This window comes from Bacteroidales bacterium, assembly GCA_014860575.1.
In the GTDB taxonomy this organism is placed as follows: Bacteria; Bacteroidota; Bacteroidia; order Bacteroidales; family JAAYJT01; genus JAAYJT01.
Genome location: JACZJK010000026.1, coordinates 96,321 through 122,525 on the forward strand (window position 1 = coordinate 96,321; position 26,205 = coordinate 122,525).

The following is a 26,205-nucleotide window of genomic DNA, read 5'->3' on the forward strand; positions in this document are numbered from 1 at the left end:
CCTCGGCGCTTGGATCCCTTTCTGAGAAGTACTTACCTCACAATTATTTCACTCACAAACAACCACGATTTCTGACCTTCGCCGCTGTGGCCGGGTGGACAGGTACCGGGGTTTTTCATGCTGACGCGGATAGCTGTGATATTTTCGGCGGATTGGGTGGTTTTATAATGCTTGATCAGTTTACCTTTTTCATCTTGTGGGATATCAGTAGCAATCTCATCCAGCTTACGAAAGCTGCTGCCATCTTCTGACACTTCAAAAACAACTTTCTCAGGCAAAAATATCCAGGAAGCATAGTTTTGCAGGGCGTCCACTTCAATGGAAGATATGTCTGTGAGCTTCTGAAATCGGATTGTAGCGATCATATCATCTCCCAGGAAACCTTTCCAGAAACCATCATTAAAATGCTTGCTACCACTTATTCCATCAACCAGGCTGTATGCTCCTGTGCCGTCGTATTTTGTACTGGTGGGATATTGTAGTTCTACTTCAGTGGCGAAAGCTTTATGCAAGTCAAATGAGCGTTCCAGGATCTGATTTGTACTTATACCATTTAGAAAAACTGCTACTTTCAGGGTAGCGCTCTCATTTATCTCTACCGGGCGTTTATACATTGGTGAATTAGATCCGGGAATACTGCCATCAAGTGTGTACCGAATTTTGGAATCATTAACTTCAGTAATTAAGCTGAGAACCAGGCTGCGATTAGTAGGATTAACTTCAGGTTTAACGCTTACCTGGAAAGCGCTTTGCGAGTAATTGATGCCGAGTCGTTTGTAACGCCTGTATTGGTGTTCCATTCTCCGGGAAAAATCTGCCCAGTTTCGGGTTTCTTTAGGCGACCAGACCACTTCTGCCATCGCCGCGAGCCGCGGAAAAACCATGTATTCAACATGGGCCTTTGTTGGCATGTACTCAGTCCACACATTTGCCTGGGCGCCAAGAACCAGTTTGGCTTCCTCAGCAGTAAGTTCAGTGGGGATGGGTTCGTAATTATAAACCTTTTTCAGGGTTGTATTGCCGCCAATTGCCAGTGGTTCAATAGCCGGATCTCCCTGGTAATGATCGAAGTAACAATGGCTGCCAGGTGTCATAACAACATGATGGCCCATTTTGGCCGCTTCAATGCCACCCTGCTCGCCACGCCATGACATAACGCTTGCATTGGGAGCCAATCCGCCTTCGAGAATCTCATCCCAGCCGATGATCTTGCGGCCGTGTTCGTTCAGGAAGCGTTCAATTCTCTGAATGAAATAGCTTTGCAGGCCATCTTCATCAGCAAGGTTTTCATTCTTGATCCTTGCCTGGCATTTCGTGCAGGAGCGCCAGTTTGTTTTGTCGGCTTCATCGCCACCAATATGAATGTATTCTGATGGAAACAAGTCCATGACCTCCAGAAGTACATTCTCGAGAAACGTGAAAGTTTCATCTTTGCCGGCGCAATAAATATGTGTGATGGGCCAGACACCACCCGGAGGAACACCGAGATTCTCGCCGGTACAGGAAAGTTCAGGATAGGCTGCGAGGGCTGACATTACATGGGCGGGCATCTCAATTTCAGGCACAACGGTAATGTTGCGTTCATCAGCATAAGCTACCAGCGCCCTGATTTCATCCTGTGTGTAAAACCCACCATAACTTGCATTTTCAGTGTCGTTGATCAATGGCCTTTCATTCCAATGCAGGTGCAACATATCCACCCGCCAGGCGCCCACTCCGGTAAGTTTTGGATATTTTTTAATTTCGAGCCGCCAGCCCTGATCGTCAACCAGATGCCAGTGAAACACATTGAGTTTGTGCATGGCCATGTAGTCCATCAATTTATACATGAACTCAAGCGGCATGAAATGGCGGGAAACATCCAGATGCAGTCCACGCCAGGCAAAACGCGGATAATCTTTGATAAAGCACGAAGGCAAAACACGAATGTTTTCTGAATCCATCAGTTGGGTGATGGTTTGAATGCCATAAAGAATTCCTGCAGGTGTATTGGCTGACAGGACTGCTTTTTCCGAATTTATTTCCAGGATGTAACCTTCATTTCCAATTTCCATTTCCGGGTTCTCTAAAAGTCTAAAAGCGATGGAATTCTTGCTCTCTGATCCGATTTTTTGTTCAACATCAGGCTTGTATCCATGAATAGGTTCCCATAATGCTGCTGCATACTGTGCTGAAAAATCCAGGCTTTTATCCTCACAGATCAGTTTAGTGTCCTGATTAAAATTAAAGGTTCCTTTATTGAAACGGATTTCAACAGGCTGAGGAATGATGCTGGTTTGGAAATTTTGTTGATGATTTTTGCAAGTAATAAAGGATGTGATCAAATAGCAATAGAAAAAAAGCCGGAGTGTATTTTTCATAATTAATTGGTTTATCAGGGCCTCAATCCCTTTCGGGCTTGGATCCCTTTTGATTTACCTGTAATTTTCAATTCTGAACGTCCATGCCTCATGGCCGGGCATTTCGCTATAGAGTACCTGGCTGGTGTCAATCAGCAACAGGCCGTTTTCATATTTCCAGGGCAGGTTTCCGGGCCTGCCAAGCAGGCTGATAGCAGTTCCGGGGGCCGGTTCCGGAATGGGCAATGCAAGTTCCTGCTCTGGCCACTCAAAGCAAATAACATATAAGTTGCCGTGATTGGTGGTGTAAGCAATATGCTGGCGCATGGATTTGTAAGTGGCGTTCAGACCATTGCCTTGTTTTATTTCTGTAGAAGTAAAAAGGTTTTTCTGCGGAACCACTTCCCGCTCCTGTGAAGGACTTTCCCAGAACAATGTGATATGCGCATTCTGAATGGATTCGTAATATTCTACCCTGATGGAATATTTCCTGCCTTTATCCAGCCTGATCTTTCCCGACGCCGAATCATTGATTTCCTCACGCATTGCTTCCGAATCCGTACCTTCAGATTCGGGTTCCCACATATCCATTACCAGGCGTTCATCAATATACAGTTTCATGCCATCGTCAATAAGGGCGGAGAATAGGTATTCCTCGCTGAAATCTGCAGCGATATATCCTGTCCAGGTGGCAGTGAAATGGTCTTCAACAACAGGATAACCCGGAGAATTGCGTACCAAATTAAAATTTATCTGTGGGTCAATCTGCTCCAGCCTTACTTCTTTCTCTTCCCCGCTTCTTATCCATTTTTCCGAACCATAAATGGCTTCTTCATTGATACGTATCCACTCGCCCAGCTTTTCAATTCTTTCCTGCTGCAACAGCGGTATCTTGCCATCTGCAGCCGGGCCAACATTGATGGTGAGGCCGCCGCCATATGCTACGGTTCGCACGAAAAGATGGATTAATTCAGCCGGAGTTTTAAAAGCATTCAGCTTTTCGTTGCGGTTCAGGCCAAAAGAGCGGCCAAGCCCGCGCACTTCAGCCCAGGGACGGTCGGTTTCAATGCCACCCGAACTGTATTCAGGTGTGATGAAGCCAATATCACTGCCATGGCCCCATCGATCGTTGACAATTGCGTCGTTGCCTACCAGGTCATAATACCACGCAATCAGTTCGCGGGCATGCCAGTCTTCGGCTGTGTTGAACCATTCTCCGTCAGTAAACAGCAAATCGGGTTTGTAGGTTCCAACCAGCTCTTTGAATTGCGGGATCATATGCTGCTCCACGTAGGTGTGAATGGAATCATGCGGATCGGTGTACCAGCGGTGCAGGCGATGGTTCCATTCGGCCAGGGAATAATAGAGGCCAAGGCGAATATCCTTTGCCCGCACTGCTTCAGCCAGTTCGCCAACGATATCGCGTTTGGGTCCCACATCAACACTGTTCCAGCCAGGGGCATACTTGCTCGGCCAAAGGCAAAAGCCGTCGTGATGTTTTGAAACCAGGATGATGTATTTTGCTCCGGCTTTTTCAAAAATTTCTGCCCATTCGTTTGGGTCGAACAACTCGGCTTTCCAGAGCGGGGCAAAATCTTCGTAGGCAAAATCTTCACCGAAATTGTTTTTCATGAAATCTATCCGGTTCTGAGCGCCGGCCTGCAAACCCCGCAAATACCATTCGGCGTAAGATTCAGGGCCACCATAAGATGGCACCGAGTAAACACCCCAGTGAATAAAAACGCCCAACTTTGCATCCTTAAACCATTTCGGATAAGGTCGGGAACGGAGGGATTCCCAGGAAACGGTATTTTGAGCCTCAGTCTGACCGCTTTGCGAATAAACCGAAAAAGCCAGTAGAAATAAAATTCCCGAAAGGCAAGCGCTTGTTAATGATTTCATTGTACCTAAACGTTTGGTTCGCAAAAAAAATGGGTTGGCGTATGCCTGGGTTGTCTATTTTTGTTTGCTCAATTTTCCGAACGCAAATTATAAAAGAATTTCATACCATGAGAAAAATCCCCGCTTTATTGCTGCTTGCCGCATTATTTTCTGCATACACTTCATATGCCCAGCAAACCGGTAACATTGTTGAAATATTTGGAAAAGATAAAGTTGAAACCGTCGAAGAAGGAATCATCATCCACGAATTTACCCAGGGCCTGGCACTCCGAAATGCTATGAAGCCGGGTATGTTGACCGGAACACAAGACATAGTTTTCTGGCAAATCGCAACCAAACAGTTTGATAGGCCACAAGCAGGATCAAAGCTCAATCATCGCTATGAAAATGATCCGGAAGATCAGGTTCTCATGTGGGAGGCCATTGAAGCCGACACCGCCGGCATTTTTCAAGGTGATCTGAACCGCGCATATGTCTACACCGAATTTGAATCGCCGGAGGAAACGATTGCATTGCTGGATGCCACCGGCCACACACGGGTTTTTATCAATGGACTGCCTCGCGAAGGCGACCATTATGATTATGGTTACACTTTAATTCCTTTTAAGCTGCAGAAAGGCCTGAACCAATTTGTATATACTTATGGCCGCTTTGGCCGGGTTGGTTCAAAGATTATTTTGCCTGAAAAACCCGTACAATTCACTTCCCGCGATATAACGCTGCCTTCAATTATCCGTGGTGAGAACCAGGAACGCTGGGGTGCTGTAAGGGTGATCAATGCAACCGAAGAAACAGTCAGCGGATACCAGATTTTTTGCATTCTCGAAACTGGCGAACAAACGGTTCAGGAAATGGATCACATCATCAGTCTCACTACACGCAAAGTGAAATTCAGAATTCCTTTTCCCGTGCGAACCATTGCAGCGGATTCAATGATGGCCACGTTGATTTTGAAAAACAATGAAGGCCAGGAAATTGACCGCATGAAGATTAAACTTACCGTGATGAATGCCAACCGCCACCACGAGCGGACATTTATCAGCCAGATTGATGGTAGCGTGCAGTATTACAGTATAGCGCCTTCAACTTCGGATGAGCCAGGACAGGCTTTTGTGTTGTCAGTGCATGGCGCTTCGGTGGAAGCTACCAATCAAACCCGCGCTTACAAGCAAAAAGACTGGGCGCATATTGTGGCGCCCACCAACCGTCGGCCTTTTGGTTTCAATTGGGAAGAGTGGGGCAGGTTGGATGCCCTGGAAGTGCTGCATGAGGCCCGTAAGGTTTTTCATACAGATAGTGCCCGAACCTATCTCACCGGCCACTCCATGGGCGGGCACGGAACCTGGTTTCTGGGCGCGACTTATCCGGATAAATGGGCTGCTATTGCCCCGGCTGCCGGTTACCCTGATATCATTAGTTATCGCCGCACAGGTGTGGATTCCGCCATGTTTGAAGCGCCGCATTTTGAAATGATATATAGAGGTGCCAGAACCGGAAGGGTGGTAGATCTGGCGCGTAATTACCTGCAATCGGGTGTGTATGTGCTGCATGGCGGCGCCGACGCCGTGGTGCCGGTAGAACAGGCAAGGATGATGCGGGAAGTGCTTGGCAAATTCCATAATAACTTTACCTATTATGAATATCCCGGCGGTTCGCACTGGTACGGCGATCATTGCATGGACTGGCCACCGTTGTTCGATTTTCTTCGTCAGAACAGCATTCCTGTCTTGAAGGAGGTTGACAGCATCGAGTTTCAGACGGCCTCGCCCGGGGTTTCGGCTTCGAACTACTGGCTCTGTATAAACCAGCAAATTCATCCTAATGAGATTTCGCAGGTGAAAGCCGTAAAATCCGGCGATACCATCGGGTTCGAAACCAATAATGTGGCTTCGATTACTTTCCTGCTTTCGCAACTTGATTTTGAGAACAAGCCAGTGCTTTCGGTTCAGGACAAATTCATTCATGCTGAAACAGACAAAGATGTTACGTTGCATTTCAGGCAGGGGCACTGGCAAATTGTGGATGCTGTGAACCTGACAGAGAAGCATCCTGGAAGATATGGCGGGTTCAAACTGGCATTCACCAACAACATGGTGTTTGTGTACGCCACCAACGGAAACACCGAAGAAAATGAATGGTATAAAAACAAAGCCCACTTCGATGCCGAAACGTTCTGGTACCGCGGTAATGGCAGCATTGACATCATCCCCGATACCGATTTTGCTCCTGACCATTACGCTGATCGCAATGTGATCATTTATGGTAATGCCGACAATAACCTGGCGTGGAATCAATTGCTGGCGCATTGTCCGGTTCAGGTAAAAAACGGAAGCATTTCCTTTGGCGAAAGAGTTTTTGATTGCGAATCGCTGGGCACTTATTTTATTTATCCGCGACCCGACAGCCAATTTGCCAGCGTTGGCGTGGTGGCAGCCTCAGGAATTGATGGAATGAAAGCGCTTTATCCCAACGATTATTTCTCTGGCATCACCGGCTTCCCCGATCTGATGATCTTTGATGTGGACTTGATCAAAGAAAGCCTTGGCAGCGTGATCGTTTCCGGGTTTTTTGGGAATGACTGGAGCGTGGAAGGAGGGGAGTTTGTTGATTGAATGGTTTGGAGAATAGAACAATTGAATAAATGAATAATAGAACAACTGAACCATAGAACAAATGAATAATAGAACAATTGAACCATAGAACCATAGAACATTCAAACAGCAAAGTTTTTATGGATATTTACAAATTGCAACGCTGATTCAGACAAGCCAAAAAATTTAAAAGCCCTGCAAAACTGCTTGATTTTTACAAATCTGGCTGGTTTGTTATTTGCCAGTGCAGGTGACGCGAGGTACTACAAAAGCTCCACTCTATGCCATAAGGTTAAATGGATGTTACTTCCCTGAAAATTATTATCCTTGAGCCAGCATTATCCGGTTCACCCGAATACTGTTAAGGATTTGTTAAATTGGGCAATATCTTTGTAAAACCGGTCTTTAGCCTGAACCATTATTATGCTATTTTGTTTAAGAAACTATAAACATAAACAATGAAAAATATCTACTTTTTCACATCAGCCTATTTTAAATCATTGGCAGCAGGAATTTTGCTACTTGCAGTTCTGATTCCCTTCAGCGGGCAGTCACAGTCCATCACCCTGCTTGCTCCGAATGGAGGCGAAGCCTGGTTTGCCGGAACCTATGAAGAGGTCAGTTGGTCAGGAGATAACTTAAGCAGTAATTTACGGCTTGAATTTTCCCCGGACGGGGGAGATAACTGGTATTACTTAGCCGATGTTCCTTCCTCTCCAAATGGCGGCATTCATCCGGTTTGGGCGCCCAATTATATTAGCACAAACGCCCTGCTGAAAATCATCGACTTCCTCAATCCCTCGGTAAGTGATATCAGCGATGCACCATTTACTGTTTCGTTCCTGCCGTTTACCATCTGGGAGCCTTTTTCAGGCTCTGTGGTTTTTAATAGCACACCCACTTATGTATCATGGGCCGTTTATCAAACAGGCATTAGCTTGCTAAATGCGGAAATATCAACTGATAATGGCTTGACATATACACCATTGGCTCAAAACATCAATGCATTGACGGGATATACTTTCCTTGTTTTGAGCGAAACGCCTGCCAACGCCTGTATTCTTAAGCTTTACAATGCCGAAGACCCTTCAACCTTTGACCTGAGCGAGGTTTTTCAGATCAGACCTTTACCCGTTTTCACCCTTACCTCACCTACAGAAGGGCAAATTGTAAATGCCAATAGTCTTCTCATAATAAGCTGGAATGTCCAGAATCCCTATGCACAAAGCAACTATATTGAATTTTCCGCTGATAATGGTGAAACCTGGGAATATATAGCCGAGGGCACCAGCCTTGGCAATTCAGGGAGTATTGAATGGTTTACACCCAATGTGAATTCTGATGAATGCCTTATCAGGATCAACGATTACTATTCACCATCCAACGATGTTAGTGACATGTTTACCATCATGCCTTACCCCGAAACCCCGGTTTGCATGGTGACGGTAGACAGCCTCACAAATCAGAATGTTATCATCTGGGAAAAGCCTGATTCTGACCTCATCGCCGATTTCCTGATCTACAAGGAAACTGACGAAGCCAATGTTTATGAAGTAATTGATACCATAAGCTTTCTGGAGCTGCCAATAGTCACAGATTTTGACTCCAACCCTGCAATAAGACCTTACCGCTACAAAATCGGATTCAGGGATAGCGAAAACCTGGTATTCCCGGCAGGAGACTATCACCAGACCATTCACCTGACCATCAATCAGGGTGTTAACAACAACTGGAACCTGATCTGGACACCTTACGCAGGATTTGCTTATAATTCATACAAAATAATGCGGAAATCGGGCAATGGCGCCTTTGAGCAAATTGCAAGCGTTTCAGCAAGTTTTACCTCCTTTACCGATTTCAATGCGCCTTTAGGCGACATCGCCTATATGGTTAAAATCTTGAACACGAATGGTTGTAACACCGGCCTCCGCAATGCTGTTTATACGGATGTTTACTCAAACCAGGCATCGGCAAGTCTGGTATCGGTGGGTGGTATCGGTAAAACCGGTTTCAGCGTTTATCCGGTCCCGGCCAAAGATCAGCTCAACATTCAATTCGGCGACAATGCCTTAGGAACCATCAACCTGACCATCACCGATGTTACCGGCAGGATCATTATTTCCGCTGAATATTCTGATATGGTTGCGGGGCAGGTACTTCCCATCAACACTTCAGATTATTCCGAAGGCTTGTATTTACTGAATATTGTTACTTCCGGTGAAAGGATTTCAAAGAAATTTATTATTCAATATTAATCCTTAACAGAATCAAATCCGCCTTGTGTGCCTGCAGGATCGGTAAGGTTTCAAACAGACACCCATGGCTATGTCGTGATTGTCTGTTTTTTATGTCTGGCAATGACCGGTATTTGAATTTAGTTGAAGGTTCTTATATTTCAGTTGAATAAATTTTTTTAGAATTCTAAGAGACTGTTTGAATTTGGTCTGTGCGTTTTGAACTTTTTCCAATTAATTTCGTTTAATCTTTTCTTAAAAATATATAACAATGAAACAGAGATACACCAGCATTCCGAAATATGCCAGATTCCTTGCCTTTGCAGTGTTTTTTGCAGCAACATCAATCACTTTACAGGCTCAGTCCATCACCCTCTTAGCTCCGAATGGAGGTGAGGCATGGCTAGTTAATAGCTTTGAAGATGTCAGTTGGACCGGTCAGGGCCTTGGAAACGTAATGAGGCTTGACTTCTCCCCCGACGGTGGAGTCGACTGGTGGTACTTTGGAGAGGTTCCTTCGGCACCGAACGGAGGCAGCGCAATGGTTTTTGTTCCCCCCTTCCTCAGCCAAAATGCTTTGCTTAAAATCACCGACTTAAGCAACCCCGCTGTCAGCGATATCAGTGATGCAACATTCACGGTTTCATTTCCGCCAATCAGCATTTATGAGCCATCTTCCAACTCTGCGGTCTTTGCTAACACCCTTACTTATGTGAACTGGACTCTTTATCAACAAGGCATTACTCTGCTCAATGCAGAAATATCAACCAATAACGGACTGACATATTCTCCCTTAGCACAAAACCTCAATGCATTTCTGGGTTCTACCTACCTTATCTTAAGCGAAACGCCTGCGAATGCCTGCATCCTGAAACTGTACGATGCTGCCGACCCTTCAACCTTTTCCCTGAGCCAGGTTTTTCAGGTCATTCCTGCACCTGTGTACACCATTACCTCACCCGTCGAAGGCCAGATTGTAAATGTTAACAGCTTTCTTACCATCAGCTGGAATGTTCAGAACCTCTACGGAGCGGAAAACTACATCGAATTCTCCCCGGATAATGGTGAAACCTGGGAAGTAATCGCTTACGGATTAAGTCAGGGCACTTCAGGGAGTGTCGTTTGGTATACTCCAAACGTGAGTTCCGATGAATGCCTTATCCGGATCAACGATTCTTATTCATTGTCATCCACCGATGTAAGCGATGTTTTTACCATCATGCCTTACCCCGAAACCCCTATCTGTATGGTGACGGTGGACAGCCTCACAAATCAGAATGTTATCATCTGGGAAAAGCCTGATTCTGACCTCATCGCTGATTTCCTAATTTACAAGGAAACTGACGAAGCCAATGTTTATGAAGTAATTGATACGGTAAGCTATCTGGAGTTACCAATAGTCACAGATTTTGACTCCAACCCTGCAATAAGACCTTACCGTTACAAAATTGGATTCAGGGATAGCGAAAACCGGGTATTTCCATCCAGCGACTTCCATCAGACCATCCACCTCTCCATCAATCAGGGCGTTAACAACAACTGGAACCTGATCTGGACACCTTACGCAGGATTTGATTACACTTCGTATAAAATAATGCGCAGATCGGGCAATGGTGTTTTTGAGCAAATTGCCAGCGTTTCAGCAAGCTTTACCTCCTTTACCGATTTCAATGCGCCTTCAGGCGACATCGCCTATATGGTTAAAATAGTAAATCCGGATGGCTGCGGCATCGGCTTGCGCAATGCTATCTATACCGATGTGTATTCAAACCAGGCCTCTGCAAGCCTGGTTTCGGTAGACAACATCCGTAAAAGTGATTTGAGTGTTTATCCAAATCCGGCCAATGACCGGATCAGCATTCAGTTTGGAGACAACCTGGAAGGAACCATCAACCTGACCATCACCGATGTTACAGGCAGGATTATTTATTCCGGGGAATACAGTGATGTGCGTCCGGGGGAGGTGCTTTCAGTCAACACTTCTGAATATGCTGAAGGTATCTATTTGCTTAATGTAATTTCAGCAGATGGCTGGAACACAAAGAAAATTGTGGTAAGGCATTAAATTCTGACTGATATCCGATCTGCATTACGCAAGCCGGATCAGGTTGCCAAGAACTTGTCCAATATTGCGGACAATTTTTGAGGTAAACCTATTTGAATTCCATCCTTAAATTTGTGGTCATTTAGTTTCTTTTGATGCCACGAATTCACAAATAGTATTTATGCAATTGCCGGTCCTGATAGGCTTCATGGCATTAAAGCCCTTCTTATGATTTGCCACTTTTCAAAAGCTTGCAAGTACGTTTATAGCTTCAGCCAGGGAACCAACAAAATTGATTTGCTTTCCTCTGTTGCATTCAAACATAAAGGCGTTCACACTTTTGCCTGAATATTTCGAGAAATCGCCAATGATGGCCAGTGGCATGCGGTAGTTTGAAAACTTTTGAAGTATATCGCCTGCAATGCGGTTTTTGAGGTCAAAAAAATCTGGCGTCAGGTTTTTCTCGTGGATTATAATCTTGTCAAAGCCTTGATAATATAGGTTCCCTAATAGGTTTATTGTGTCATCAACGCTGTTTATCAAAATGTCTTCCGAAATTACTTCGGCAATCTTAACATCATTTATCTGGTGGGTTTCAATTTTCATTTTTATGTCTTTGATTGATGGAACCATTCCTTGGTCACCAGTTTTTTAATATCACAAGGGCTTTTATTGATTATCTACTTTCTTCACATGAAACCCACAAATAAGACGGCGAAAAGTATGGGCACAATGACAGACTGCACTAAACTCTGTTTTCTCATGAACAATGTTATTGATTAAGATTTTTGAGTTACACAGTCAAATATGTTTATGCCCGAATGCAACCGGTGCCTGGCAGAAATTAATTCAGTTCATTCCCTTATTATTGTCTGATAAACTTCTCTGTCAATAGCTGGTTATCAAACAAAACTCTAAGCAGATAAACGCCACTCGCATAGTTAGACAAATCGAACTGATATTGTTGCTTCCCGGCAGTTTGCCTTTGCAACAGCCGTTCTCCCATTATGCTGTAAATCTCAATCAGGATGGTATCAGAATTGACTGTTTCCAAAAATTCCAGGACAATGCTTGTAGTAGCTGGATTAGGAAACAATCTGATTAATTCTTGTTGTTTCTTTTGCTCATAATCAATCCGATGGATGTTGAGATGTTCAAAGTATTCAGAAGAAGCAAGCAAACTTTCAGGTTGCTGACAATCAAAGCCCATGGGGTCAATATATGCATGAAAAGATGCACCACTGGAAACAGTTGATGATGGATGTATCGATATCTTAAATCCGGCAACTAAGGTTGCATTAGCATTGCTGGCAACATAAAGGTTTGAAGCACTGAGTGTATGGTTGGTAAAAAAGCACCAGTTTGAAGTGGGATTAATGGAAAGATCTGAGACTTCAAGTAGGTAAGGATAAGTATTGGCTTCAAAAAACTGTGAATGCCTGTTAATATACTCTCCCCTGGTTTTGAATTCGTAAACTGAACTTTGCCCGCCAACACTATGAAATTCTTTCACTACTGTTCCAAGTGCAAATACATTTGACTGGTCAAGGATTATACTTTGCGGGCACACATACCCTGTATTCAGAATGAAAACAGTGAGCAGTAGCAGATGTCTGGGATATATCTTCATTGTTTTGTTTTTATGATCATGTCTCCACATTAAACAAAAAAATCCTGTATGGTCTTGCCCTGATTTTATGACTTCAGAAATCATCATTTTTCAAAAAACCTAATCCTTGAGACAACGCAGACTATGCCCGGTCGTCTTAAGTGTGTTGTTGCGTGACACGTTACCATTGCCGCTGTAAATGCTACGGTACCACGCATAACCGGAGGTGCTTTCCATAGCCGACCACCAGTAGCCATATGCACCGAGAGAGCCGAACGAGCCAAGGTTGTCGAAGCCACCCGGAAGTGCTGAAAATCCAAAATCATTCGTTCCATAATGTGTTGCATTTGAGTTCCAGCGCGGGTGGTCTGAAGTGTTGCAATCGTTTCCCAGGGGAGAACTAAGCTGGCGGCAGGATTTTAAGCGATTGCCTACATTTGAAGATGTTACGTCAACATAAGTAGAAATTAAATAGCCTGTTAGCTGTGTCCATTCGGCATCGCCTGGCACATGCCAGCCATTCGGGCAAATACCTTGTACACCACTCGGGTTTGAATTGCTGCTTGATGCCCCGTTCATAACAGTGGCCCAGGAATACAGGCCTCCATAATACTCGCAGTTTACAGGATTATCGGCATAACATTTACGGGTAATGGAATTTCCGGCGGCATTCCTGATCGAATTCAGATTTGATGCCATCCAGCACTGATCTCCTATTTGAACGGTAGCATAAACATTCCCGTCGTAATCAGTTACTGTAGGGGTTCCCGGGCAAAAATTTGAATTATTTATGTGATAGGCAACCACCAGTAATTTGGCTTGTGGACTATACCTGTTAGGATGGTCAATGGTAGGATTCCATACAATATGCTTGCTGGTTCCGGGACTTACCGGTCCCACATCTCCACTCATACTGGCCGGTGAAATGGGGAAAAAGTTTAATCCTTCATTAAAACTTACACGCATATTTACATAATAGTCGCTTTGTGCACCGGAAAGGTCATAGTGTACGTCCACGAGTCCGCTCTCATCGCTTCGCTGGCTTACAGAGTTTATGATTACTGAACCACTTTGCGAAAAACAGGCCATGAAGGGCAAAAGTAAAGTTGAAAGGAGCAGTGCTTTTCTCATAAGATCAAGTTTTTAGTTATGGTTTGATGGCTTTGGAACAATACAGGCTTCACCAGGTATATATCGCAAATTTATGCATTATTACGAAACACAAAAATTTCAAGGAAAATTTCAAATCTATTCGTGCATTTGCTGCGTTGGATTTTATTGCTTAACAACCGCAGGATATCACAGGGCTTTAAAGCCTTAGCCTTAAACATTGATCTTTCCGGCAAAACTTACGGTTACAAAGCAATCTGTGCTGGAAAGTTGGATTGCGAATTCAAATGTGTTCTGAGCTGTAATGAAATTGGTGATTAGCAGAGTTGTTGCAGGCGGCAAGGCAATTCCCGCTTAGAGGAGGCAATCTTTGGATAATAACAAATGATCCAGCGTTCGTAACAGCATTGCAAATGCCGCTCAGCAGGGATGTAGGATTGTAAATTCTGCTCAGCGAGGAATTTTATTTTGGATAACTACAATATTGCTTAATAATTTTCATATATTCGACAAGAATTTATATGAATATTATTTTAGGCTCTTGTAAGCAGTATTTTGCAAATAATATGATAATCAATATTTTACAAAAACATTAGACCTAATAAGTTGAATATCTGTAGTCTTTTTAACATCTAAATTGAACGAAATGTCGTTAAAAAACACTCATCTTGGATGGCAGAACGAACACCTTGCTAGGTACTTGCTTTCTAAGGTAGCCTTTATTACTAGCCCGACAATGCCTGGGGACGATGTTGGTGTTGATTTGGTATGTACATTATACGACCTTGAGAGAAGTGATAAGAGTGCACCGGTTTTGGTACCAAAGAATGCTATCGCGGTGCAGGTAAAGAGCACCCGCAAGGTTTGGGACTTTACGAAAAAAGTGCCCTACTTGCAGAGATTAGAGATACCATTCTTCGTTGCCGTGGTGATGCAGAATGATCTCAGCCTCGACCTCTATTCAGCGAAGTACCTCTCTCATCTCTTCTCATTTCGTGGCTCTCCCAAGAAGCTGAAATTTCACCCAGTTGATGATCTTACCTCCCACTACCGTGAGGGAAACGACATGGCTGGATAAAGCATAAAACTGCCAAGAATTTGTCAACTGAAGGCTGGGGCTTCTGAGGCTGAAAACGAAGCAAACCGATTGTCAATTTTTCAAGAATCCATGGCAGCGCAAAAGGCAATTGCATCGAGGCAAAATCGAGAGTTTATCTTTGATATTGTCGGCGGTATCGAGATCTTCACAGGCAAAGATTCGGTTAAGGGATTCATGGATAATTATATCTTGAGGCTTGCAGAGGCATTATACAATATCGCCTGGAAATTGGAAAATAAAATAACTTTTAACATTGATGATGAGAAGGAATACTTTTTGGAAACATATTATAGATTCTCAGAGCGTTTTAATGTGCCAGACCACCTTACGAAGGCTTATGAGCAACTGATGGCGGCAAGTGGTGAATCCGATTAAATTAGCACTGCAGCTTTTCATCTTCATTGACAGTTAGCGCCGACTAAGGTTGATTATCATTGAGTTTTTCTCGCCACCAACAACAACAATTTCACATTTCTACCCCAAAAACCAACACCCCAAAACCCTCATCATCAACAGAACCGGGAACAACAACGGTGAACAATTTCTTTTCACGCCTAATTTCCAGCTTTTCAGAATAACCAAGCAAATCCACCTTACCAACCTCTTTCACAAATCCCGCAGGCAGTTCAAGCATTTCAGGCAAAATCTCACCTTCCTCTTTCAGATAAAACGCATACCTTGTTTTTCCGTCTTTGCTTTGGGTGAAGCACCATTTGCCTTCCTGGTAAGGGGCAAGCGGTTTGGTTTCGTAGATGGCCTGGGAATTAATATTCATCCATTTGCCTATTTCTTCCAGCCGTTCATATACTTCGGGTGGCATGGCGCCGGTTTTGTCGGGACCTATGCCCAACAGGAGGTTGCCACCTTTGGCAACTATCTTCACCAGGGTTTGTATGGCCCAGCTGGCGGATTTATAGCGCTCGCGTTCGCCGGTATGGTACCAGCTATCGCCAAGGGTAATGCAGCTTTCCCAGGGATAGGAGGGAATCTCACCGGGGATTTGCTGCTCTGGGGTGCGGTAGTTTTCAAATTCGCCGTGTACGGTGCGGTCAACAATCAGCAATTCGGGCTGTTGTGTGCGGGCCATGGCGGCAATGGCGGGCATGTCAATATCCTGCACCCACTGGTTTTTGCCCAGCCACGGACGGGTTTCTTCGGTAAGAGTTCCGGCAGGTCTCACCCATCCGCCGTCGAGCCAAAGAATGTCCACATCGCCATAATCAGTCATCAGCTCTTCAAGCTGGTTAAAGGTGAATTCCCGGAAGCGCTGCCAGCGTTCGGGATATTTTCCGGGGTCGTAGTTTACATTGCGGTCGAACACCGGGAAGTAAGGCCACCAGTAATCATCGTTATGCCAGTCTGCCTTGCTGAAATACACCCCAACGCCCATTCCTTTTTCCCGGAAGGCACTGAAAATATTTTGCGTGATATTGTTGCGGGGGTCGGTGGAGAAAATGCTTTCGCTGCCGGTGATCTTGTAATCGGTGTAGCGGGAGTCGTACATGCAAAAGCCGTCGTGGTGTTTGGTGGTGAACACCAGGTACTTCATGCCGGCGCTGTGGCAAGCTTCGGCCCATTGTTGCGGGTCGAACTGCTGCGGATTGAAAGTATGCCTGATCTTTTCGTATTCACGCACATAGGTGCAGTAATCATCCGCATAAGGGCCACGGCGTTCGCACCAGGGCTCGTCTTCGGGGCAGAGGCTCCAGCTTTCCACAATTCCCCATTCGCTGTAGGGGCCCCAGTGGATGATCACCCCGAATTTCCAGTCTTGCCAGGCTTCCAGCTTCGCGCTCACTTCCGGATCGGAAGGCCAATGGTAAGCTTCTTCAGGTTCATGAACTTTGGTAGGATTGCAGCCCAACATCAGGGCCAGGATCAGGACAAGGAGGAAGGAGGTAGGGTTTTTCATTTTTGGTAGTGTTTATGTGTTCAAGGTTCAAAGTTCAAGGTTCAAGGTTCGAGGTTCCGGGTTCAAGGATCAAGATTTAAGATTCAAAATTTTAGATTCAAGATTCGGGGTTTCAGGTTATTAATCGGTATAAAACTCTTGGGTTGGGATTTTGAATATTGAGCCCACTCCAAAAAGTCACAAATTGCTGATTTTTATCGTTTTTGACCCCTGACCCCTAAAGGGGAAACGCTAAAAATCAGCACTTTGTGGAAGTCCCCTTTAGGGGATTTAGGGGCAGATATACTTTTCGGAGTGGACTCAATATTGGATTTTGGATTTTGGATTTTTCCGGGTTTCGTTAATCAACTACATTCAGTATAATCCGCTGCCGGATGTCTTTTGAGGAAGCGCCGATCATGATCCGGAATTCGCCCGGCTCCACAATTTTGTTCATTTTGGGGTCGTACATCGAGAGCATTTCGGGATCAATGGTGAATATCAGCGTTTTGCTTTCGCCGGCCTGCAGATGAATGCGCCGGAAAGCTTTCAGTTCCCGCAGCGGCCTGGCCACAGACGCCAGTTCATCGCGGAGGTAAAGTTGCACTACTTCGTCGCCGGCCACATTGCCCGTATTTCTCACTTTTACGCTTACCTGGCTTGCACCGTTTGTTTTTATCGTGCGAACCGAAAGCGCAATGTCAGAATACTCAAAGTTTGTATAGCTTAGTCCGAACCCAAAGGGGAAAAGCGGCTGGCCGGTGAGGTTCATATAATCGTCGCCGCGGCCGGTGGGTTTGTGGTTGTACACCAGCGGCAACTGCCCTTCAAAAACCGGGAAGGTGACGGGCAGGCGTCCGGCGGGATTGTAATCGCCAAACAGCACTTCAGCCATGGCTTGTCCGCCTGCTTCGCCCGGATACCAGGCCTGAACGATGGCGCCCGCTTTATCAATCCACTTGTTCATGGTAATAGCGCTTCCACCCACCAGCAACACCACCACCGGAGTGCCTGTTTCGGCGATTTTCAAAATGAGTTCTTCCTGCCGCCCGGGAAGATTCAGGTAAGCCCTGTCGAGGAATTCGCCTTCTTCAATGCCCACGGCCAGCACAGCTAACTCGCTGTGGCGGGCAAGCTCCATGGCTTTTTCAATTTCTGCCGACTGCAAATCTTCAACGCCCATATTCCAGATCAGTCTGAACCACGCATTGCCCACAGGTTCGTAAAACTCGATCAGCAGATCGTATTCCCGGCCTTTTTCGAAAGTAAAATCCTTGAGAACCGCCTGCCTTGTGCGTTTTGTCCAGTTGTCGAGCAGCAGTTGCTTGTCGAGATACAAACGGTAGCCGTCGTTGCCGTCAATGCCGATGTTGAAAGTTCCGCTCTCAGGGGCTGTCAGTTTTCCGCTCCAGCGCACCGACCAGAAATCATAGCTGAGTTTTTCGGGATCGGGGCCAAACAAAGTCCATTGAAACTGGATTTGCTTATCATTTCTTACAAAAACCGGTTGGCCCGAAAACGAAACATTGTCAAAATATTCCCCTTTCAGACCTGATTGCTGTTGGCCGTCCATTTCGCAGCTGAGGGTTTCTGTGGGAACCGTCAGATATTCAATGTTCTGGTGTTCGCAACCCAAAGCATATTTTACTTCAACTTCCGAACCTGCCTTTTTCCGGATTCCTTCCAGGATGCTGATTTTTTGATTTCCCGGCCCGCTGTAACCGCCCAGCCGTGCTTCGGCGGCATCGGGTCCAATTACCGCGATTGATTTCACGTTTTGTGAAATGGGCAGCAATTGATCCTTATTTTTTAGCAGCACCATGGATTCCCTGGCTGTTTGCAGCGCAATTTCCCGGTGGTTTTGGTGGCCGTTGAGCTTGGCGGCTTCTTCCGGATCCACATAAGGGTTCTCAAACAAACCCAGTTCAAATTTCAGTTTTAAGACCCTTGCCACAGCTGCATCAATCGTTTCCTGAGAAATGCTTCCATCATAGAAGGGCGGCGAGAACAGCGCCTGGTGGTTGTAATTGGTCTGGAAAATCACATCCAGGCCTTTTTCCAGGGATTTAACCGTGGCATCCGCATAATCGGCGGCGGTGAAATGCAGCACATTGGCGCCACCGGTTCCGCCGGCATCGGAGATCACAAAACCATCAAAACCCCATTCCTTTTTCAGCAATTGGTTGAGCAGCCAGTCGTTGGCCGTACATGGCGAGCCATCATAAGAATTATAGGAAGTCATCACCGAGCGCGACCCCCCGCGTTTAAAGCAAGCCTCGAAAGGCGCCAGGTGGATTTCACGCATCAGGCGTTCGTTCCAGTGTATTGGGTAGCTGTCGCGCCCGCCATCACCCACATTGGCCACAAAATGCTTGGGCGTGGTGATAATCCCCATTTTTTCAAACGCTGACACAAATGCAACGCCCATTTCGGAAGCGAGGTAAGGACATTCACCATAGGTTTCTTCGGTGCGGCCCCAGCGCACATCGGAGGCGATGTTCACCACTGGCGACAACACCTGTCTGATCCCCCGCGATTTGCATTCCACGGCAATGGCCCTGGCCACTTCGTGCATAAGTTCAGTGTTCCAGGTAGCAGCTAAACCAATGGCCTGCGGAAAAGCCGTAGCACCCGAACGCACCAGTCCGTGCAAGGCCTCGTCGAAAGGAATGATGGGAATGCCCAGGCGGGATTCTTCGATAAAGTAACGCTGGATTTCATTGATTTTAATCGCGGCTTCACGGGCAGACCAGCCTTCGGTATATTCGAGCATTTGCCCGCTTGCATCAGCGCTCTGGCCCACCGTATTCACCTGGAATCCAAAAATTCCGGGTTTATATTGGTCTTTATCATCACCCAAATCGCCTGGGATCATAAAGAGTTGCCAGAATTTTTCTTCGGGCGTCATACGCGAGAGCAGGTCTTTCACCCTTTCATCCACCGGCAGGTTTGGGTTTTTATAGGCTTGTGCGCAAACAAACTGGATGGAAAGGGTTAAATGAAGGATAATAAGTAACTGTTTCATGTATTTTTATTTTTCCTTAATGTGCGACGGAGATGTTATTAATTCATGAGATACCTTCAATTGCATAACCTCTACGAGGTATTCTATTTAGTTCGTCAATTTTTTACTACAATACCTTATCGCCTACGGCGAATCCACAATACCGCAAATTGGGTTCCGCATAGCACACGCCTTCCGCCGCAAAAGGTGATGCAAGGCCGGCGGCGAATCTTTTTCCTGACCGGTTAAATTCTGCGTAGCGGATATGGTTTTGTAGCATAATGGTTTAACCCTGTCTTTAATTCCACGTAGTGGATTAGCAATTTTAATTTATCGAACCACAATCTCATCCACAAACACCCATGATCCGCCGCCTGCCGATGGGTGCCAATCGAAAAGCTGCAGCGTTCCTTTGATCTCAAATTTCACAAAGCGGTATTTCATATTTTGAACCTGAAAACTGAAAAGCCTGTTGACTTCCTCTTTTCTCTGGTCGCCTTCCACAATTTGCTTTGCAATTGTTTTATAGTTAGTGCCATCCGCTGAAACCATGCAGGTGACGGAAGCCGGATGCAGAATCCAGCTTTTGGGGTCGTACAAAGTGCTGATCTCGATGGTGGTTGCTTCAACAGTATCTTCAAGATCAAGAACCAGCGAGAAATCTCTGGCTTCCCAGCCCAGCCAGTGTACCTTGAAATCGTTAGCGCCCCGCACGCCATTGGTCAGCATGGACAGGGCGCCGGCACTGTATTTTGAGGCCGGTAGGGGAGAAGCCGTCAATTGTTTGCGAAAGGCAAGGTTGCCTTTCACCTGAACATCAATAAACCTGTTGGTGGACTGGTAATATTGCTCCACCGTAAAGCCCGCCTCATTTACAAAGGCAGCATTGCTTTGTATGCCGCTTTGATAGAATGATTCAAGGATTTCAAGCATTTGCCGGCGTGGTACAAAATTATCGGCGGTTTCCTCATACCAGCCCCGAGGCCCGAACATGTCTGCCTTGCCAATTTCCATGACGGCGTATTGCAGCGCCATGCGGGCGGTTCGTACATGAAGCAGGAATTCTGGTATTTCAGCAACGGCTTTTTCGGCTTCGTTAAAATAATGATTGTATTGCTCAATATTGGCCGCTGAAAGGAAAGTAAGCTGGTGGTTGGTTGGCGGACCGTAAATATCAAGCCATTCGCCGGTTTTCAGAATTTCATCCTGAAGGTGATTAATATATTTTCTGATCCAAACGCCGGCAGGGCCGTAAAATCCATCCGTGAACTCATGAATAAGGGCGGGCACATCGGCATCGGAGTTCCACAGCAATTTGGCCAGCAACCAGGATTTAAGTTCGGAAAACTCATGTCCGACCCCGGTGTTTGACTGCTGGAAATGTTCTTTTACGTTGTTGCCGGCAAACAGTTGAATATTGGCTTGCAGCGTATGCAAATTTGGAAACGGACTGATGTGGTGGGAAAAATTAACCGTGTAATCCCACAGGAAAATATGCTTGCTGATTTTTCCCCAATCTTCAAGATCTTTCAGAAATGAACTGCTTCGCGGATCACCAGCAATTGCCTCACCACGGTTCAATTCAATGGTGCAAAGCATGATCTGCAAATTATCCAGCGGCTTTGTTAGGGCGGGTGCCTGGCGACTGTATTGATAAGCGAGTGTGGAGATGATTTTGTCAGGGAAATGACCGGCCACGCGGTTCGCAAAATAGATAATTGGCCCGGAAGCGCTTTTTTCAGCCTCAATGATCTTCATGCAGTTTTCGCATTGGCAATAAGAAAAGTTGTCGTCCTGGCTCACCGACCAGACCTGCTTTTCGGGTTGCAGCAGCATTTCCTTTTCCAATTTTTTGAGAACCAATTGAAAAACATCTTCATTGGTAAGGCAAAGCTGGTCAATGATGCGTTTGCCGTTCATAAATGCAAAATACTCCGGGTTTGATTTGAAGTATTCCTGCCAGGGCACGAGCCGGTGAAAGGTGTGCACAAAATAGCTTTCGGCAAACATATCGCTGATATCATGCAGACGATGGAAGTCTTTATAATTCGGGTCTTTGACAAAATCCCCGTTAATGTTGCGGTACGTATTGGGTGAAGCGCCGGAAATCTGCATTGCCGGGATCGTTATGTCCTTCTGTTCAGGGATCACAACAAAATGTGGACTGTAATATTTCACGCCCAGGTATTGTTCAAGCAATTCGCTTACGCCGTAAATACAACCTCTGGCTTGTCCTCCCTCAATGAAAAGATTGTTTCCTTTTGTGAAAATCTTAAACCCATCGCCATATAATATTTCATTGCATTTTGAAATAAGAATGGCATACTTTGAAACCTGCTCATCTGTGCGAACCATCGGTAACATGCAGCCAGATATTTTTTGAATATGCTCCTGCAGAAAATTGGCGGCCCTTTCTTCTTCTGGTGATGCTTTTTCAGGAATTACGAGGGTGTATTTGCTTTTTCCGTTGTTTACGAGATAAATGGAATCAGGATATTTCGGCAAGCAGGCTGACAAGGCAATTGTAGTGATCAGCAAGAGGATTGTTGGCTTCATGAGGGTGCTGTGGGATAGGAAAAATATTTTGAGTGAATCACGTGGCTAACTTACGGAATTTATTAATTCGGAAGATTCTGGGAGAGCAGCAGAACAATAGAGCAGCAGAACAATAGAATAATTGAACACATGAACATCTGAATAGCGAAGTTTGAAGGGATGGCATCCCTTATTTCTTTTAGCAAAATACCTCGTATTTTTGAACTCTAAAAGAAAATGAATGTATGGCTAATTCATACCGCCTTTTAATCGAAGTTGCAGCCTTCACTCCCAATGCTGCCCTGGCGGCATTGAAAGCAGGCGCTGATCGCATTGAGCTGTGCTCAGGCTATGCCGAGGGTGGGTTGTCACCTTCGGCGGCAACTATTATGTGGGTCAGGGAAAAGGTGGCAGTTCCGTTGCATGTGATGATCAGGCCACGCATTGGTGATTTTGTTTATAATGAGGTGGAAAAGGAAATCATGCTGCGAGATATTCAGTTTTGCAAATCTTACAGAATAGATGGAGTTGTTGCCGGCGCTTTAATTGAGGAAGGCGATATTGATCAAGATTTTACAATGAAAATAGTAAAGGCAGCTTATCCAATGTCTGTCACCTTTCACAGAGCCTTTGATCTGTGCAGGGATCTTCCGGCTGCACTTGAAATCCTTATCAAATGTGGCGTACACAGAGTGCTTACAAGCGGTGGGGAAGCAAACTGCATTGCAGGTTTGCAAACAATTTACGGATTATTGAAACAAGCTTCTGGCAGAATTATCATCTTACCCGGTGGTGGCATCAATCTTGAGAATGTTGCCGAAATTATCAAACTTACAGGCATCAGCGAAATACATCTTTCCGGGAAAATCCTGGTTCAGAGTAAATTGAAAAAACAGAGCAATGTATCCTTCACCAGCACCGGTGAGGTGGATGATTATCATTGGTTTGAGTGTGATCCAAGAGTTATTTCTGCAATGGCAAAGTTGGATTCATAGATCTGATTTCTGGCAGGTGTCGTATCAACATCAGGCTGGCGGTCGGACAGGCTTCATAACAAAATCCCCCCGACCCCCTTTTTCAAAGGGGGTCTCGCTTTTCGCAAACTTATTCACATATTGCATCACTCCATTACTCCATTACTCCATTCCCAAAACTGAATCACTGCACCACTGTATCACTGCATCACTGTATCACTGCATCACAGTTTCACAACGTTACTGCACAATCAGCTTCAGCACCTCGTTCTTTTCAGGCGTTTGAACCATTAGCAGGTACATGCCTTTGGGGTAAGCTGACAGATCAAGCTGCATAGCGTTACCGTTCCACTCAGATTGTTGAAGAAGCAGCCCTGTCATGTTCAGAATTCTGACTGTTGAAGTTTGCATTTGGTTCGCATTTGAAACAGAAAGCTCAAACAAACCATTGCTTGGATTGGGTTTAACATTCAAACGAGTAACCAGATCCGGATTCTTTGTGCCAACAAAAAAGTCATCTGAAAATACAACCAGGTTGCATGCCACTTCTAGGTTCGGATTAAAGCCATCATCACAATCGGTGCAGGTTACACCGGTAACGCAATCCGGATGGTTTGGGTGGCAGAAGTCAACATAATTTTCGAAAAATACATATTCCAGGTTCACACTGCCAGCTGAAATGAAAGGGGTCATATTGAAAGTGAACCAGGGCGCTATTGCACCTGGGCACCATCCGGCCCGGTTATGATACCATGTTCCGTTTTGCGGCTGACAGCCATCGGGGTTTGGGTTACAGACATTCCAGTTGGCCTGTGTAAATGTTTGCGAACCGTTTACCCAAATGTGGTGGGTGGCATTGTAGAATTCCGCCGCATTTCCTGTGTTCAGAGTTCCCCAGCCGTGACCGGTTGAAACAAGTTTCAGGGTCGAAGCCAGTGCATTGTCGGGATATTGAAATTCCCAATCTTCAACCGGCTGCAGGTTGGCATAATCGCCAAACTGGTAATTGTCTTTCCACACCTCATATACGGTGCTGTACAAATAAGTTGGGTTGCCCTTGCGATAGTTAAACGACAACTTATACTCAAAACCATTATCAAAAGTTATACAGTTGAAACGGAAGTTTACCTTGCCATGCAAGAGCGATGCATAATCAGTTAAATCAATAGAGTGCGAACACGGAACTCCATAGGGTGTGATGTACCGGATGAGTTCGAACCAAGTTCCATCGTGGCCCTTCACATCGATGCTCGCAAGGCGGTCCCATTCGCCACAGCCGCCTGATGGGCAGCTAACCTCAAGGTGAGCAGTGATTTGATCAAACGAACCTAAAAACGATGGCAATTCCGATTCAACTACAACACTAGCTATTGCTGTGTGAAGCCAAACATCTTCAGCGGCAATGACTTCAACATCAGTAGTTGGGGCAACCACATTAATATTTACTGTTTGAACTGTACTTGCATAAAAGTTATTGCTCGCAGAGATTTCAATTATGTGATTACCATAAAAAGGTGGAGTCCACCACGCTGTATAATATCCATTATTCAACGGATCTTGAGCTGGTATAAGTTGACCGCCGACCAGGAAATGTACCTCATCAACCCAGAATAATTCCGGATATTGTATGGTAACAAGAGCAGTAAGTCGCACAGCTGAAAGCGTTGAAACATAAACATCGCCGGCCAAAGGATGACGGGGATCAATATCCGGAAAATGTAAGTCAGGATTTATTACCTGGAAATGGTTCACCACAGGTACTGCAGGATCAAACTGATCATTGCCAGGTTGTGTAGCCTGTACACTTACAGTGCCCGCCTGACCGGTAAGTGTTACCAGATTACCTTCAATGGTGGCCGGTCCTGAAAGAACTTCGAAAATCACTTCCAGCCCCGATGTGGCCGTAGCTTCAATTTCGAATGGAGGATCAATGGTGAGATGATTGGCTATTTGTGGAAAAGAAATGGCCTGGTAGCCCGGATCGAGTGTACCGTTGAAGTTGGAGGTTGCACCCGTCAAAGCAAAGTTAAGCAGTTCTCCGTTGCGTTCACCATTTCCTATTTCGCAAATCAGCTGTGTGATGGCTGTGTTATCTCCGCCGGGTTCACCCTGATTGAATTTGTAATACAACTCCAAGCCATTTTCATTGCCGGTGAGTTCATTGTTCATGATATCCTGGATTTCCTGTTGCGTCAGGGCGCGGTTCCATGCAGTGACTTCATCAATTCGTCCGCCAAAGTAAAAGTCGAGGCTACTCAAAAAGCTTCTTCCTATGGCGAATGGCACATCGGTTCCCTGGAAAACACCGGACGCCGTAGCACTTCCTTTCAGCAAGCCGTTTACGTAGAGTTTAACTGAACTTCCATCATAAATCCATGCAATATGCTGCCAGATCTGGGGAATGGCAGTATTTGCCGGTGAAACATATTCCCACAAACCCGTGGTTGATTTGAGCCGGCATTCCAGCACACCGTTGTTGAGTTGGATAATATAAAATTCTGCATTTCCTGAACCTATCCTGAACCCAAAGTAACCCTGGCCATAAGCCAATTGGTCGCAGTAAAACCAGCCGGTCATTGAAATCTGTGAACTTCCCGAGAGGTATTGCGAACCATTTTGCAGCATGACGTGGTCATTCACTCCATCGAAATGCAGGTATTGATTCGATTGCGCAAGGATCATAAGCGATTGCAGGCTGAAAACCAGCGCAAGCAGTAAGCGAAATGTGTAGTTGTTCTTTTTCATAAGGGTTTTTATTTAGGTGATTGGATTTTTTGTGATACGATAGTTAAACGGTTGTCAAACATTGGTCATTCGGTTGTTATACTGTGGTCATACAATTGTCATACAGTTGTAATACGATGGTCATACAA

Annotated in this window: 15 protein-coding genes; 6 read left to right on the forward strand and 9 right to left on the reverse strand. The window is 45.4% G+C overall.

Features of this window, described 5'->3' with window-relative positions; genetic code table 11:
* Window positions 1–32: 32 nt before the first annotated feature.
* Together IH597_07250 and IH597_07255 are read right to left on the reverse strand one after the other, a co-directional pair.
* Window positions 33–2,360: a family 20 glycosylhydrolase gene (locus IH597_07250; GenBank protein MBE0662248.1), complete on the reverse strand. Its 2,328-nt coding sequence runs from the start codon at window positions 2,358–2,360 to the stop codon at window positions 33–35.
* A 54-nt stretch (window positions 2,361–2,414) separates the two neighbouring features.
* On the reverse strand, window positions 2,415–4,241 hold the full coding sequence (locus tag IH597_07255; protein ID MBE0662249.1) for an alpha-L-fucosidase: 1,827 nt from the start codon (window positions 4,239–4,241) through the stop codon (window positions 2,415–2,417).
* A 128-nt stretch (window positions 4,242–4,369) separates the two neighbouring features.
* Between IH597_07255 and IH597_07260 the strand changes: the two genes are divergently transcribed.
* The 3 genes from IH597_07260 (at window position 4,370) to IH597_07270 (ending at window position 11,131) form a co-directional block, all read left to right on the forward strand.
* Window positions 4,370–6,853, forward strand: a complete 2,484-nt coding sequence (locus IH597_07260) for a prolyl oligopeptidase family serine peptidase (protein MBE0662250.1) — start codon at window positions 4,370–4,372, stop codon at window positions 6,851–6,853.
* A 437-nt stretch (window positions 6,854–7,290) separates the two neighbouring features.
* A complete protein-coding gene (locus tag IH597_07265) occupies window positions 7,291–9,087 on the forward strand; it encodes a T9SS type A sorting domain-containing protein (GenBank protein MBE0662251.1) in 1,797 nt (598 codons plus the stop codon).
* Between the two features lie 250 nt (window positions 9,088–9,337).
* On the forward strand, window positions 9,338–11,131 hold the full coding sequence (locus IH597_07270) for a T9SS type A sorting domain-containing protein (protein ID MBE0662252.1): 1,794 nt from the start codon (window positions 9,338–9,340) through the stop codon (window positions 11,129–11,131).
* A 222-nt stretch (window positions 11,132–11,353) separates the two neighbouring features.
* Here IH597_07270 and IH597_07275 read toward each other — a convergent pair whose 3' ends face one another.
* The 3 genes from IH597_07275 to IH597_07285 form a co-directional block, all read right to left on the reverse strand.
* Window positions 11,354–11,716 (reverse strand): DUF4180 domain-containing protein, encoded by a 363-nt coding sequence (locus IH597_07275; protein MBE0662253.1) that lies wholly within the window; start codon window positions 11,714–11,716, stop codon window positions 11,354–11,356.
* Window positions 11,717–11,975: 259 nt separating this feature from the next.
* Window positions 11,976–12,740: a T9SS type A sorting domain-containing protein gene (locus tag IH597_07280; protein ID MBE0662254.1), complete on the reverse strand. Its 765-nt coding sequence runs from the start codon at window positions 12,738–12,740 to the stop codon at window positions 11,976–11,978.
* A gap of 99 nt (window positions 12,741–12,839) precedes the next feature.
* On the reverse strand, window positions 12,840–13,850 hold the full coding sequence (locus IH597_07285; protein MBE0662255.1) for a hypothetical protein: 1,011 nt from the start codon (window positions 13,848–13,850) through the stop codon (window positions 12,840–12,842).
* Window positions 13,851–14,475: 625 nt separating this feature from the next.
* Here IH597_07285 and IH597_07290 point away from each other — a divergent pair.
* Together IH597_07290 and IH597_07295 are read left to right on the forward strand one after the other, a co-directional pair.
* Window positions 14,476–14,907, forward strand: a complete 432-nt coding sequence (locus IH597_07290) for a hypothetical protein (protein ID MBE0662256.1) — start codon at window positions 14,476–14,478, stop codon at window positions 14,905–14,907.
* Between the two features lie 90 nt (window positions 14,908–14,997).
* Window positions 14,998–15,303 carry a hypothetical protein gene (locus IH597_07295; GenBank protein ID MBE0662257.1) on the forward strand — a complete coding sequence of 102 codons (306 nt, stop codon included), beginning with the start codon at window positions 14,998–15,000 and terminating at the stop codon, window positions 15,301–15,303.
* A gap of 91 nt (window positions 15,304–15,394) precedes the next feature.
* On the opposite strand, the gene IH597_07300 is transcribed toward IH597_07295, so the two are convergent.
* The 3 genes from IH597_07300 to IH597_07310 all read right to left on the reverse strand — a co-directional run bounded on the left by IH597_07300 (window position 15,395) and on the right by IH597_07310 (window position 22,379).
* Entirely contained in the window at window positions 15,395–16,840 is a 1,446-nt protein-coding gene (locus tag IH597_07300; protein ID MBE0662258.1) for an alpha-L-fucosidase, read from the reverse strand.
* Between the two features lie 340 nt (window positions 16,841–17,180).
* A complete protein-coding gene (locus tag IH597_07305; protein ID MBE0662259.1) occupies window positions 17,181–19,844 on the reverse strand; it encodes a glycoside hydrolase family 3 C-terminal domain-containing protein in 2,664 nt (887 codons plus the stop codon).
* A 309-nt stretch (window positions 19,845–20,153) separates the two neighbouring features.
* On the reverse strand, window positions 20,154–22,379 hold the full coding sequence (locus tag IH597_07310; protein ID MBE0662260.1) for a DUF4838 domain-containing protein: 2,226 nt from the start codon (window positions 22,377–22,379) through the stop codon (window positions 20,154–20,156).
* Window positions 22,380–22,603: 224 nt separating this feature from the next.
* Between IH597_07310 and IH597_07315 the strand changes: the two genes are divergently transcribed.
* Window positions 22,604–23,353, forward strand: a complete 750-nt coding sequence (locus IH597_07315) for a copper homeostasis protein CutC (GenBank protein ID MBE0662261.1) — start codon at window positions 22,604–22,606, stop codon at window positions 23,351–23,353.
* 219 nt (window positions 23,354–23,572) lie between these two features.
* On the opposite strand, the gene IH597_07320 is transcribed toward IH597_07315, so the two are convergent.
* On the reverse strand, window positions 23,573–26,077 hold the full coding sequence (locus IH597_07320) for a T9SS type A sorting domain-containing protein (protein MBE0662262.1): 2,505 nt from the start codon (window positions 26,075–26,077) through the stop codon (window positions 23,573–23,575).
* Window positions 26,078–26,205 lie beyond the last annotated feature (128 nt).